A 13891-nucleotide genomic window follows, 5' to 3' on the forward strand; every position below is an offset into this window, starting at 1 on the left:
CCGATGGCAAGAGGCCCCGAAGGTCCCCCTCTTTGGTCTTGCGACGTTATGCGGTATTAGCTACCGTTTCCAGTAGTTATCCCCCTCCATCAGGCAGTTTCCCAGACATTACTCACCCGTCCGCCACTCGTCAGCAAAGAAGCAAGCTTCTTCCTGTTACCGTTCGACTTGCATGTGTTAGGCCTGCCGCCAGCGTTCAATCTGAGCCATGATCAAACTCTTCAATTTAAAAGTTTGATGCTCAAAAAATTAAACTTCGTAATGAATTACGTGTTCACTCTTGAGACTTGGTATTCATTTATCGTCTTGCGACGTTAAGAATCCGTATCTTCGAGTGCCCACACAGATTGTCTGATAAATTGTTAAAGAGCAGTGCCGCTTCGCTTTTTTTCTCAGCGGCGCGGGGTGTGCATAATACGCTTTCCCGCTACAGAGTCAAGCATTTTTTTGCTTTTCTCTGCCGGAATTCTCAGGAGAATCCCGCTGACCCGGCGGCGTGTTTGCCGTTGTTCCGTGTCAGTGGTGGCGCATTATAGGGAGTTATTCTGAGCTGACAAGAGGAAATTTAAAATAATTTTCCGAATGCGCGTTTTTTCAGCAAAACACCTGTAAGCGTGCCATAAAACAAGCAATTTGCCGTTTTTGCAACCGCAATCACACTTCCAGGTGGCATACTAAAGAGGAATAAAAAGAAAAAGGAAGATAAGTAATGCCTTTAAGCGCACAACAGTTAGCTGCACAGAAAAACCTTTCATATGTTCTGGCTGAGAAGCTGGCACAACGAATCTTAAAAGGTGAATACGCACCTGGCACCATTTTGCCGGGTGAAATTGAACTGGGTGAGCAATTTGGTGTGAGTCGTACTGCGGTACGCGAAGCGGTCAAGACGTTAACGGCAAAGGGGATGGTTTTACCGCGTCCACGAATTGGTACTCGGGTCATGCCACAATCCAACTGGAACTTTCTTGATCAGGAATTACTCACCTGGTGGATGACAGAAGAGAACTTTCATCAGGTCATTGATCACTTTTTGGTTATGCGTATCTGTCTGGAGCCGCAAGCCTGTTTACTGGCTGCAACGGTAGGAACAGCAGAACAGAAGGCGCATCTCAACACGCTAATGGCCGAAATGGTCGCATTAAAAGATAACTTTCGCCGAGAACGTTGGGTTGAGGTCGATATGGCCTGGCATGAGCACATCTATGAAATGAGCGCCAATCCGTTTTTGACCTCTTTCGCTTCGCTATTCCATTCGGTTTATCACACTTACTTCACGTCAATAACCAGTGACACCGTGATAAAGCTGGATCTGCACCAGGCGATCGTCGATGCGATTATCCAAAGCGATGGCAACGCGGCATTTAAAGCTTGTCAGGCGCTACTACACACTCCGGATAAGTGATAATAACCAGACAAAGGGACATTGAATGAGCGAGAAAAAGAAGCGCAGTATGGCGGGTTTGCCATGGATTGCGGCGATGGCTTTCTTCATGCAGGCACTTGATGCCACCATCCTGAATACAGCCCTACCCGATATCGCTCATAGTCTTAATCGCTCCCCCCTCGCTATGCAATCGGCCATCATCAGTTACACGCTGACGGTGGCGATGCTTATTCCGGTCAGCGGATGGCTGGCCGATCGCTTCGGCACACGCCGCGTTTTTACCATTGCCGTTAGCTTGTTCACGTTGGGTTCTCTGGCCTGCGCACTCTCAAACTCGCTGCCACAACTGGTTGTCTTCCGTGTTATTCAGGGGATAGGCGGCGCAATGATGATGCCGGTTGCTCGCCTGGCGTTACTGCGCGCATACCCACGCAATGAACTCCTCCCGGTACTGAATTTTGTCGCCATGCCGGGTCTGGTAGGGCCGATTTTAGGGCCCGTTCTTGGGGGCATGTTAGTCACGTGGGCGACATGGCACTGGATCTTTTTAATCAATATTCCCATTGGTATTGCGGGCCTTCTTTACGCTCGCAAACATATGCCCAACTTCACCACAGCACGTCGAAAATTTGATATCACTGGTTTTTTACTGTTTGGTCTTAGCCTTGTGCTCTTCTCAAGTGGAATAGAACTGTTTGGTGAGAAAATTGTTGAAACCTGGATTGCCTTGACGGTCATTGTGGCCAGCATAGTGTTACTGCTTCTCTATATTCTCCATGCGCGACGAACGCCAAACCCATTAATTTCATTAAATTTATTTAAAACCCGCACTTTCTCGATCGGTATCGTAGGCAATATTGCAACCCGTCTGGGGACCGGCTGTGTACCGTTCCTTATGCCATTGATGTTACAGGTAGGATTTGGTTATCAGGCGTTTATTGCCGGCTGCATGATGGCACCGATAGCGTTAGGCTCCATTATTGCGAAATCGATGGTTACGCAGGTTTTACGGCGTCTGGGCTATCGCCATACGTTAGTGGGAATCACGGTGATTATTGGTTTGATGATCGCCCAGTTCTCATTGCAATCTCCGGCAATGGCGATCTGGATGCTAATTTTGCCGTTGTTTATTTTAGGGATGGCGATGTCGACGCAATTTACCGCGATGAATACCATAACACTTGCCGATCTGACCGATGACAACGCCAGCAGTGGTAACAGCGTCCTGGCGGTCACGCAACAGTTGTCGATCAGTTTAGGTGTAGCCGTAAGCGCAGCCGTTCTTCGCGTTTACGAAGGGATGGAAGGTACGACGATTGTTGAACAATTCCACTATACGTTTATTACGATGGGGATTATTACGGTTGCTTCAGCAGCGATGTTCATGCTCCTGAAGGCAACTGATGGTAATAATTTGATTAAACGCCAGCAAAAATCTAAGCCGAGCCGCGCGCCATCAGAATCGGAGTAAGTTGTAATCGTTGTTGCTGTAAGGTTGGCTGCGCCATTCGATGGATGAGTACATCAATCGCCAGCTCTCCCAATTCATCTTTCGGTTGATGGATAGTGGTGAGCGGTGGCGTCATATAACGTGCCAGTTCAATATCGTCATAACCAATCACCGCGATATCCTGTGGGACATGCAATCCAGCCTGGTACAACGCCTGGTAAACACCCACTGCCATTGCGTCATTTCCGGTAAAGACCGCCTGAGGACGCAGAGGATGTGATAACAGCTGTCGCATCGCGTCAAACCCGCCGTTAAATTCAAAATCGCCAGTCACTTCATAGCCATCGGGAATGTCGAGGCCAGCACGTTTCATCGCCGCCCGATAACCTTCCAGCCGCAATCGTGCAGGCGTTTTATCCAGAGGCCCGGTAATACAGGCGATACGAGTATGACCTTTGTCGATCAGATATTGCGTCGCTAAATCGCCTCCCAGCAACGAGTTATCCTGAATAAGATCGCTGTCGCCATCGAACGGCGCCCAGTCCATCATCACGGTTGGCACTGTCGGATAACGTTGCATGATTTCACGCGAAGGCTGATGCGTTTCGGTGCACAGTAACAGCAAGCCATCAACGCGTTTTTGCATCAACGTTTCCAGATTACGATTCATTCGCTGCTCATCGCCTTCGGTATTACAAAGGACAAGACTATAGCCGCGTTCGAAGCAACTGCGTTCAACACCACGCACCAGTTCAGAATAGAAAGGATTAGTACTGGCGGTGATCAACATGCCAATGGTATGTGTTTGATTAAGCTTGAGACTACGCGCCAGAGCTGATGGCGCGTAATTGAGTTCTTTAATCGCCGCTTCAACTTTGGCGGTAATCGCTTCACTGACGAAGCGATCTTTATTGATGACGTGAGAAACTGTTGAGGTAGAAACGCCCGCCAGGCGGGCAACATCTTTCATTGTAGCCAAGCGTCACCTCTGCCTGTCTAAAAATGCGTCGATCTCTTCACGCCACGGTACGGAAGGTTGTGCGCCTTTACGTGTTACGGCAATCGCAGCGGCGGCATGGGCAAAACGAATCGCCTCTGGCAATGGTTTTTCTTCCAGCAACGCCGTGATTAACGCGCCGTTAAAGGTATCTCCGGCAGCAATGGTATCGACAGCCTGCACCCGGAATCCAGGAACGCGCTGACCTTCACCATTCACGCTAGCCCATATACCACGACTTCCTAAAGTAATCAGTACAGTACGGATACCTTTTTCATGCAGTACCTGCGCCGCCTTCGCTGCATCTTCATCATTTTCAACACGAATACCGGTGAGCTTTTCTGCTTCCGTTTCGTTTGGCGTAATAATGTCCACCAGCGCCAACAGTTCGTCAGGAAGTTCGCGAGCCGGGGCCGGGTTAAGCGCAACGATAGTCTTATTTTGATGGGCAATTTTCGCCGCTGCCATCACACTTTCGAGTGGTGATTCCAGCTGCATTAATAATGCTGAGGCATTCGCAATACGCTCGCGTTGTGCTTCTACCAGCACAGGGGAAAGGGCAGCGTTAGCACCGGAATGAATACCGATGACGTTCTCGCCTTCACTATTAACAAAAATCAGTGCCACACCTGTTGATTCGCCTTTGATCACGCTGACCGGAGAAATATCAATGTTATCAGTAGCGAGCTGCTGACGTACGCTCTCGCCAATACTGTCATCGCCCGTGCAGGCTATAAACGAGATATTCGCGCCGCTACGCCCTGCTGCCACCGCCTGATTCGCACCTTTGCCGCCAAATGCGACTTGATAGTGGTTACCGGTTACGGTTTCGCCTGGAGTAGGAAAAGATTGAAGATTAAGGATATGGTCAGCATTAATGCTGCCAAGAACAACGAGGCTGCCTGCGTTTTGCATATTCGGGATGTCCATAAAATGCGCCACCGGGTTAGGGTGGCGCGTGCCCTGCTTTTCTTTATATTACACGTTCATCTGTCGATGACGTATTGATGCCACTATCAGGTTATAAAACCTGACCAAGACTACTGCTTAACAACCAGTTTCAGATCAACCGGATATTTCGCCTGAACTTTTTCGCCTTTCAGAACTTTATCCGCGGTTTCGACACCTTTCGCGCCAATCTGATCGGGTAACTGAGCGATAGTCGCTGCCAGTTTGCCATCATTTACTGCTTTTTCGCCATCAGGTGTACCGTCAAATCCGACGACCATCACATCCGATTTACCAGCAGTTTGCAGCGCACGCAGTGCGCCCAGCGCCATTTCATCGTTCTGCGCAAACACTGCCTGCACATCCGGATGAGCGGTCAACAGGTTCTGCATTACGTTCAAACCTTTGGTACGGTCGAAGTCCGCCGGCTGGCTGGCAAGGACGTTAAATTTGTGAGCAGCAACAGCCTGCTGGAAGCCTTCGCCACGTTCACGGGCTGCGGATGTACCGGCAATGCCTTGCAGCTCGATAACTTTGGCACCTTCGCCCGCTTTCTTCGCGATGTAATCACCGGCGATTTTGCCGCCCAGTACGTTATCAGAAGCAATGTGGCTCACCACTTCGCCTTTCGTGGCCTGACGGTCAAGGGTGATAACCGGGATGTTCGCCTGGTTTGCCATCTTCACGGCGTTACCCACCGCGTCGGAGTCAGTCGGGTTAATCAGCAGAATTTTGGTACCGCGAACGGTTAAGTCCTGCACGTTCGCCAGCTCTTTCGCCGGGTTGTTCTGGGAGTCCAGCACCACCAGGTTATAGCCGAGTTTATCCGCCTCTTTCTGCGCGCCATCTTTCAGCGATACAAAGAACGGGTTATTGAGTGTGGAAACCACCAGCGCAATGGTGTCTTTTGCCATTGCATTCGCACTAACGGTGGCGCTTAGCGCAACAGCAGAAACCAGGGTAGCCAGTTTTTTCATGTTCATATTCAAGATGTCCTGTAGTCGTTATTACTGCTTTTTGTTGTCTACCAGCACCGCCAGCAAAATCACCACAGCTTTGACGATCATCTGGTAATAGGAGGAAACACCTAACAAATTCAATCCATTATTAAGGAAGCCAAGAATTAATGCGCCGATCAATGTCCCAACAATGCGACCTTTTCCGCCCGCCAGGCTCGTACCGCCCAGAACCACTGCCGCAATAGCATCCAGCTCATAGCCAGTCCCCGCCGTGGGTTGTGCAGAGGAGAGACGCGCCACTTCAATGATCCCGGCCAGTGATGCCAGCAGACCACAAAGAGAATAGACGATGATTTTGATTTTATTGACGTTGATACCAGAAAGACGCGTTGCCGCTTCGTTGCCGCCCAGCGCATAGATGTAACGCCCCAGACGCGTGTGATGCAGCATGTACCAGGCCGCGAGGAAGACAATTCCCATGATCCAGACTGGCGTCGGTACGCCCAGCGGACGACCAATACCAAACCAGCCAAACAGATCGGCGTTCTCAGTAAAGCCGGTATTCACTGGGCTTCCGTTGGTATAAACCATGGTCACGCCGCGCAGTAAAAGCATCATAACCAGCGTAGCGATAAACGCCTGGACGCGACCTTTCGCTACAATCACCCCGGTTACCGCACCAATTGCGGCACCTAACGCGAGAGCGGCAGCGACAGCCACCAGCGCATTGACTTCAATGCCGACGATAGACGCAGCAACTGCGCCAGTCAGCGCCAACAGAGAACCGACGGACAGGTCGATGCCCGACGTCAGGATCACCAGCGTCATGCCGACCGCCATAATGGCGTTCACCGAGGTTTGCTGGAGAATATTGAATAAGTTATTGATGGTGAAAAAGTTCGGGCTTAACGTCGAGACAATCGCGATCAGCACCAGCAGAGCGATAAGCGATTTCTGCTCCATCAGCCACGCTTTCGTGAAATAACGGCGACCAGAGACAGTCTGGGTTGTCATTTTTTTTACTCCTGATTCACGCGATTAAGCTTGCCCACAGCGGCAGCCATTAACACTTCCTGGGTGGCTTGCTCACGAGTAAATTCCCCGCTGAGATGCCCTTCATGCATGACGATGATGCGATCGCTCATGCCTAATACTTCTGGCATCTCCGATGACACCAGAATGATGCTCAAGCCATCGGCTTTGAACTGGTTAATCAGTTGATAGATCTCTTTTTTCGCGCCGACATCTACACCACGGGTAGGTTCATCAAGGATAAGTACTTTCGGGCGCGTCATCAGACCGCGGGCAATCGCCACTTTTTGCTGATTGCCACCGGAGAGCAGGCCAATTGCCTGTTCCATTGACGGCGTTTTCACATTGAACAGGCGAATAAAATCACTCACAGCCTGTTGTTCATCGGCATGCTTCAAACTGCCGCCAGTACGGCTGAAGTAGCGCAGCGCAGTCAGCGACATATTTTCTTTTACTGACATGCCCAGGACTAAACCGTCGCGTTTACGGTCTTCAGAGATATACACAATGCCGTTTGCCAGGCCATCCTGCGGTGAACGAGTAATAACTTCATGCCCATCCAGCGTGACATAACCGCTGGTGCGCGGCAGTGCGCCATAGAGCACTTTCATCAATTCGGTACGCCCCGCGCCCATCAAACCAGAGACGCCAAGGATTTCGCCATTGCGTAGGGTAAAAGAGACGTTGTTAACACCAGGTCCGCAGAGATTATCGACTTTCAGGCGGATATCTCCCGGCGCTTTGTCCAGGTGCGGATATTGATCTTCCAGCTTGCGACCCACCATCATCTCAATCAGCGAATCTTCGGTCAGTGATGCCACTTCGCGCTCAGCAATAAATTGTCCGTCACGAAAAACGGTAACGTCATCGCAAATCTCGAAGATTTCTTTCATGCGGTGGGAAATATAGACAATGCCGCGCCCTTGTGATTTCAGCTCGCGGATGACGCGGAACAGGGATTCGGTTTCGGTATCAGTCAGCGCATCAGTCGGTTCATCCATAATGATGACTTTCGACTCAAAGCTCAGCACTTTGGCGATTTCAACCATTTGCTGGTCACCGATGGAAAGATCGCCCACTAGCTTGTCGCTTTTAAAGCGCAGGTTAAGTTTAGCCAGCAATTTATCCGCTTCGGCATACATGGTTTTCCAGTCAATTTTGCCAAAGCGATTAACAAACTCACGACCGAGGAAAATGTTTTCGGCAATGGTCAACTGCGGGATCAGGTTCAGTTCCTGATGGATAATCCCAATCCCGGCTTCCTGGGAAGATTTCGGCCCGGTAAATGTCGTTTCTTTCCCCAGCAATAAAAGCGTACCGGCATCGCGAGTATAGATACCAGTAAGCACTTTCATCATGGTGGATTTACCCGCGCCGTTTTCGCCCACCAGCGCCATCACGCGGCCCGGATAGACATTTAACGCGGCGCCCGAGAGGGCTTTTACGCCCGGAAAGGCTTTATCAATGCCTTTAAGCTGTAGTAATGCTTCCATGACGACCTCAGAACGTCACGCCAGCACAGAGAATGATATTCGCATACGGAGAACATTCTCCGCTGCGAATTATCGCCTGACTTTCTGCGGTTAGTTGTTTGAATTGTTCATGCGTGGTGTAACGAATTTCAATGGTGTTTCCCTGGTGTTGTTGCAGCTGCTCAAGGTGAGTGAGCAACGTTTCGTGGAGTTGCGGATTATGTTGTTTGATCTCTTCCGCGATAATGGCTGCCTCAACCTGCATTTCACTCGTAACAACTCCCAGTACCTGCATAAAAGAAGGTACGCCCTGGGTTAATGCCACATCGATACGCGTTGTACTTTTTGGGATGGGTAAACCAGCATCACACACCACCAGCGTATCGGTATGCCCCAGACGGGAGATCACCGACGAAATATCAGAATTAAGAACGGTGCCTTTTTTCATTTTTTTCTCCATCAGCGAAACGTTTCGCTGACCAGCAGTTTAATCCTGACTGAACAGAGAAAACCATCGCAACGTTACTGAAATGTGATCAACATCGAAACGTTTTACATCGTGATTAAGCATGAAAAACAAAAACGCCCCCTTTATGGAGAAAGGAGGCGTCTGGCGTTAGATTTCGACCTGAGTACCCAGTTCAATAACCCTGTTTGGTGGGATTTCAAACTGATCTGGTGCACGCAGCGCATTACGTTGCAGCAGCAAGTACAGTTTGCCACGCAAACGTAAGTACCACGGGCGTTTGCCGAGGATCAACGACTCATGGGACATAAAGAAGGAGGTTTCCATCATCCGGCAACTTAACCCTTCCAGGCCACAGCGGTGGAACACTTCTTCCACGTTTGGCGTTTCCCGCCAGCCGTAACTTGCCACCACGCGCCAGAAAGTGGGCGACAGTTGTTCAATCTGTACCCGACGGACGTTATGGACATATGGCGCGTCTTCGGTACGCAGAGTTAACAGAATCACCCGCTCATGCAATACCTTGTTATGTTTCAGGTTATGCATCAGCGCAAAGGGAATGACGTTGATTGCACGCGACATGTACACCGCGGTTCCGGGAACGCGAACGGGCGGTGATTTCTCCAGCGAAGCAATCATCGCTTCCAGAGAATTACCATGTTCATGCATCCGTCGCAGCAGGCGGAAACGCTCGCTCTTCCAGGTGGTCATCACGATAAACATCACCGTACCGAGGCTCAATGGCAACCAGCCGCCGGAGAGCAGTTTATCGAGGTTAGCGGTGAACAATGGAATATCGACACAAAGGAAGGCTATCAGGATCAGCGCAACAAAATACTTATTCCAGTGCCAGTTCTGACGCGCCACGGTAGTCGAAAGAATAGACGTCAGTACCATAGTTCCGGTCACCGCAATCCCATACGCCGCCGCCAGGTTACTGGAGTGCTCAAAGCTGACAATCACAATCACGACCGCGACATAGAGCATCCAGTTCACAAACGGAATATAGATTTGCCCTGACTCCCTTTCGGAGGTGTGAATGATACGCATCGGCGAAAGATATCCCAGACGTACCGCCTGACGCGTCAATGAGAAAACGCCAGAGATAACTGCCTGCGAGGCAATCACCGTTGCCAGTGCAGCGATGATCAGCAGCGGGATTAGCGCCCAATCAGGTGCTAACAGGAAGAACGGGTTCTTAATCGCTTCCGGGTTCTCTAACAACAGCGCTCCCTGGCCGAAGTAGTTAAGGGTTAAGGAAGGCAAGACGACAGTGAACCACGCCAGGCGAATCGGGAACTTACCAAAATGCCCCATATCGGCATACAGCGCCTCGACTCCGGTAATCGACAGCACCACCGCCCCTAATGCAATAAAAGAAACCGTTTTGTATTCAAGGAAGAAATGCACCGCCCACATCGGATTCAGCGCATGCAGCACTTCCGGGTTAGCAATAATGCTACGTAACCCCAGCCCTGCCAGAATCAAAAACCAGGTCAGCATGATCGGCGCAAACAGCTTACCGACCATAGCCGTGCCATGTTTTTGAATCATAAACAGTAAAGTAAGAACGATGATTGAGAGGGGAACTATCCAGGTATCCAGTTGCGGGGCGACGATTTCCAGACCTTCAATGGCAGACATCACCGAAATGGCGGGTGTTATGACGACTTCGCCATAGAAAAAGCTGCCACCGATTAGCCCCATAATCACCAGCATTGATGTGGTTCGCGCCGACGTATTACGCCCGGCAAGCGACATCAACGTCAGAATACCCCCTTCTCCGGCGTTATCCGCGCGCATCACGAAGGTAAGATATTTGATGGAAACCACAAAGATTAGCAGCCAGAAGATCAGCGATAAAAAGCCAAACACGGCATCGCGTTCAACGCCAAAACCAAACTGGCCGGACAAACATTCACGAAGTGTATATAACGGGCTGGTACCAATATCGCCGTAGACAACTCCAATCGCCGCGAGGGTTATCGCGGGCAACGATTGCTTATTATCAGTGCTCATAGACTAGTCTTTCGTTGAAATATGAAATGTGTGCGTAGTCCCTTGGCCCACAAAAAAGCGCTCAGTATGCACGATTAACGGCAAAATCGTACTCCTAAATGCGGCCACATTAACCTGGCTCAAAGAAAAATATCCCTTCTTTGAGACTATTTTTGCCACCAGCAAGAAACGTCTATACTCGCAATTTACGCAGAACTTTTGACGAAAGGACGCCACTTCATTATGGCTCACCCTCATTTATTAGCGGAAAGAATTTCCCGCCTGAGCAGCGCGCTGGAAAAGGGGCTTTATGAACGTAGCCACGCCATCCGCCTGTGTTTGTTAGCGGCATTAAGTGGTGAAAGCGTGTTCCTGCTTGGCCCCCCAGGTATTGCTAAAAGTCTGATCGCCCGTCGCTTAAAATTCGCCTTCCAGAATGCGCGCGATTTTGAATATCTGATGACCCGCTTCTCCACCCCGGAAGAAGTTTTTGGCCCCCTTTCCATTCAGGCGTTAAAAGATGAGGGACGCTATGAACGCTTAACCAGCGGTTACCTGCCGGAAGCAGAAATCGTCTTTCTGGATGAAATCTGGAAAGCTGGCCCGGCGATTCTTAATACCCTGCTCACCGCCATTAACGAACGTCAATTCCGTAACGGTGCTCATGTCGAAAAAATCCCGATGCGCTTGCTCGTGGCGGCCTCCAACGAGCTGCCGGAAGCAGACAGCAGTCTGGAAGCGTTATATGACCGCATGCTGATTCGTCTGTGGTTAGATAAAGTGCAGGATAAAGCGAATTTCCGCTCCATGCTGACCAGCCAACAAGATGAAAATAACAATCCGGTTCCTGCCGCCTTGCAGGTCACTGATGAAGAATATGAACGCTGGCAGAAAGAGATTAGTGAAATTACGCTGCCCGATCATGTATTTGAGCTGATTTTTATGCTGCGCCAGCAACTGGATAAATTACCAGATGCGCCTTACGTCTCCGATCGTCGCTGGAAAAAAGCGATCCGCTTATTGCAGGCCAGCGCTTTTTTTAGTGGTCGCAGTGCTGTTGCCCCGGTTGATCTTATCTTGCTGAAAGATTGCCTGTGGTATGACGCGCAAAGCCTGAATTTGATTCAACAACAAATTGATTTATTGATGACCGGTCATGCCTGGCAACAGCAGGGGATGTTGACCCGCCTGGGCGCGATTGTGCAACGTCGTCTGCAACTCCAGCAGCAACAAAGCGATAAAACAGCCTTAACGGTAATTCGTCTGGGCGGCATTTTCAGCCGTCGTCAGCAGTATCAGCTTCCTGTCAACGTTACTGCTTCCAATCTGACTCTGCTGCTGCAAAAACCGTTAAAACTGCATGATATGGAAGTAGTTCATATCTCCTTTGAGCGTAGCGCGCTGGAACAGTGGCTGAGCAAAGGTGGTGAAATTCGTGGCAAACTGAACGGTATCGGCTTTGCCCAGAAACTGAATCTGGAAGTTGATAGCGCCCAACATCTGGTTGTACGCGATGTAAGTTTACAAGGCAGTATGCTGGCGCTCCCCGGTTCATCGGCTGAAGGTCTACCAGGTGAAATAAAACAACAGCTGGAAGAGCTTGAAAGCGACTGGCGTAAGCAACACGTTTTATTCAGCGAACAGCAAAAATGTCTGTTTATCCCTGGCGACTGGTTAGGTCGCATTGAAGCCAGCCTACAGGATGTCGGCGCCCAGATTCGCCAGGCGCAACAATGCTAACACTGGATACGCTCAATGTGATGCTGGCCGTCAGCGAAGAGGGATTGATCGAAGAGATGATCATCGCGCTGCTGGCCTCACCGCAGCTGGCGGTATTCTTTGAAAAATTCCCGCGCCTCAAGGCGGCAATCACCGATGATATTCCCCGCTGGCGTGAGGTGCTGCATAGCCGCCTGAAAGATGCGCGTGTCCCGCCGGAACTCACTGAAGAGGTCATGTGCTATCAGCAAAGCCAGCTTCTCTCCACGCCGCAGTTTATTGTGCAGCTACCCCAGATTCTGGACTTACTGCATCGTCTGAATTCCCCGTGGGCCGAACAAGCCCGACAGCTGGTTGATGCTAACAGCACTATCACTCCGTCATTGCATACGCTTTTTCTCCAGCGTTGGCGCTTAAGCCTGATTGTGCAAGCGACGACCCTGAATCAGCAGTTATTAGAAGAAGAACGCGAACAACTGTTGAGCGAAGTTCAGGAACGCATGACATTAAGCGGACAGCTCGAACCAGTTCTGGCAGATAACAACACCGCAGCCGGTCGTCTGTGGGATATGAGCGCCGGTCAGCTTAAACGCGGCGACTATCAGTTGATTGTGAAATACGGGGAATTTCTTAACGAACAGCCGGAACTGAAACGTCTGGCGGAACAGCTGGGACGTTCGCGGGAGGCCAAATCAATACCCCGCAACGATGCGCAGATGGAAACCTTCCGCACCATGGTGCGCGAACCGGCAACCGTTCCTGAGCAGGTTGATGGCCTGCAACAAAGCGATGATATTTTACGCCTTCTGCCGCCGGAACTGGCGACACTGGGCATCACTGAACTGGAATATGAATTTTATCGTCGGCTGGTGGAAAAACAGTTGCTCACCTATCGTCTGCACGGTGAATCATGGCGTGAAAAAGTGATCGAACGCCCGGTGGTACATAAAGATTACGACGAACAACCGCGCGGACCGTTTATTGTCTGCGTAGATACTTCCGGCTCAATGGGCGGTTTTAATGAGCAGTGTGCGAAAGCGTTCTGCCTGGCCTTGATGCGCATAGCCCTAGCTGAAAATCGACGCTGCTATATTATGTTATTTTCCACCGAGATCGTCCGTTACGAGCTTTCAGGCCCACAAGGTCTTGAACAAGCGATCCGCTTTTTAAGTCAGCAGTTTCGTGGCGGCACCGATCTGGCCAGTTGTTTTCGCGCCATTATGGAACGCTTACAAAGTCGGGAATGGTTTGACGCTGATGCGGTGGTGATTTCTGATTTTATCGCCCAGCGGTTGCCTGACGATGTGACGAGTAAAGTGAAAGAGTTGCAGCGGGTACATCAGCATCGCTTTCATGCCGTGGCGATGTCGGCACACGGCAAACCCGGCATCATGCGCATTTTCGATCATATCTGGCGCTTTGATACCGGGATGCGAAGCCGCCTGCTCAGACGCTGGCGGCGATAA

The 13891-nt window shown here is 50.4% G+C and carries 11 protein-coding genes and 1 rRNA gene; 4 read left to right on the plus strand and 8 right to left on the minus strand.

The annotated features are described in order from the left end of the window. Positions 1-228: ribosomal RNA gene (locus FFT88_RS12735) — 16S ribosomal RNA — on the minus strand; the annotation flags it as partial. A 481-nt stretch (positions 229-709) separates the two neighbouring features. Between FFT88_RS12735 and FFT88_RS12740 the strand changes: the two genes are divergently transcribed. Both FFT88_RS12740 and mdtD read left to right on the plus strand, forming a co-directional pair. Then, complete coding sequence (locus tag FFT88_RS12740) at positions 710-1402, plus strand: FadR/GntR family transcriptional regulator (RefSeq protein WP_130222537.1); 693 nt, start codon at positions 710-712, stop codon at positions 1400-1402. A 25-nt stretch (positions 1403-1427) separates the two neighbouring features. After that, positions 1428-2855, plus strand: a complete 1428-nt coding sequence (mdtD, locus tag FFT88_RS12745) for a multidrug transporter subunit MdtD (RefSeq protein ID WP_135403733.1) — start codon at positions 1428-1430, stop codon at positions 2853-2855. Here the strand turns inward: mdtD and rbsR are convergent. The 7 genes from rbsR to kup all read right to left on the minus strand — a co-directional run bounded on the left by rbsR (position 2821) and on the right by kup (position 10727). Continuing rightward, entirely contained in the window at positions 2821-3813 is a 993-nt protein-coding gene (gene rbsR / locus FFT88_RS12750) for a ribose operon transcriptional repressor RbsR (RefSeq protein ID WP_130261125.1), read from the minus strand. The two genes, mdtD and rbsR, sit on opposite strands and share 35 nt — an antisense overlap. A 3-nt stretch (positions 3814-3816) precedes the next feature. Continuing rightward, entirely contained in the window at positions 3817-4746 is a 930-nt protein-coding gene (rbsK, locus tag FFT88_RS12755; RefSeq protein WP_135403737.1) for a ribokinase, read from the minus strand. Positions 4747-4871: 125 nt separating this feature from the next. Then, entirely contained in the window at positions 4872-5762 is an 891-nt protein-coding gene (gene rbsB / locus FFT88_RS12760) for a ribose ABC transporter substrate-binding protein RbsB (RefSeq protein WP_001056273.1), read from the minus strand. Between the two features lie 24 nt (positions 5763-5786). Continuing rightward, positions 5787-6752, minus strand: a complete 966-nt coding sequence (gene rbsC, locus FFT88_RS12765) for a ribose ABC transporter permease (protein ID WP_000211858.1) — start codon at positions 6750-6752, stop codon at positions 5787-5789. A 5-nt stretch (positions 6753-6757) separates the two neighbouring features. Beyond that, positions 6758-8263 carry a ribose ABC transporter ATP-binding protein RbsA gene (rbsA, locus tag FFT88_RS12770; protein WP_135403732.1) on the minus strand — a complete coding sequence of 502 codons (1506 nt, stop codon included), beginning with the start codon at positions 8261-8263 and terminating at the stop codon, positions 6758-6760. Positions 8264-8270: 7 nt separating this feature from the next. Then, entirely contained in the window at positions 8271-8690 is a 420-nt protein-coding gene (gene rbsD / locus FFT88_RS12775; protein WP_135403731.1) for a D-ribose pyranase, read from the minus strand. 168 nt (positions 8691-8858) lie between these two features. Beyond that, positions 8859-10727, minus strand: a complete 1869-nt coding sequence (gene kup / locus FFT88_RS12780; protein WP_135403730.1) for a low affinity potassium transporter Kup — start codon at positions 10725-10727, stop codon at positions 8859-8861. Positions 10728-10949: 222 nt separating this feature from the next. Here kup and ravA point away from each other — a divergent pair, with 222 nt between their 5' ends. Further along, complete coding sequence (gene ravA, locus FFT88_RS12785; protein ID WP_135403729.1) at positions 10950-12446, plus strand: ATPase RavA; 1497 nt, start codon at positions 10950-10952, stop codon at positions 12444-12446. Next, positions 12440-13891 carry an ATPase RavA stimulator ViaA gene (gene viaA, locus FFT88_RS12790; protein ID WP_130215076.1) on the plus strand — a complete coding sequence of 484 codons (1452 nt, stop codon included), beginning with the start codon at positions 12440-12442 and terminating at the stop codon, positions 13889-13891. Before ravA ends, viaA begins: the two co-directional genes overlap by 7 nt.

The organism is Escherichia sp. E4930, assembly GCF_005845405.1.
Lineage (GTDB): Bacteria > Pseudomonadota > Gammaproteobacteria > Enterobacterales > Enterobacteriaceae > Escherichia.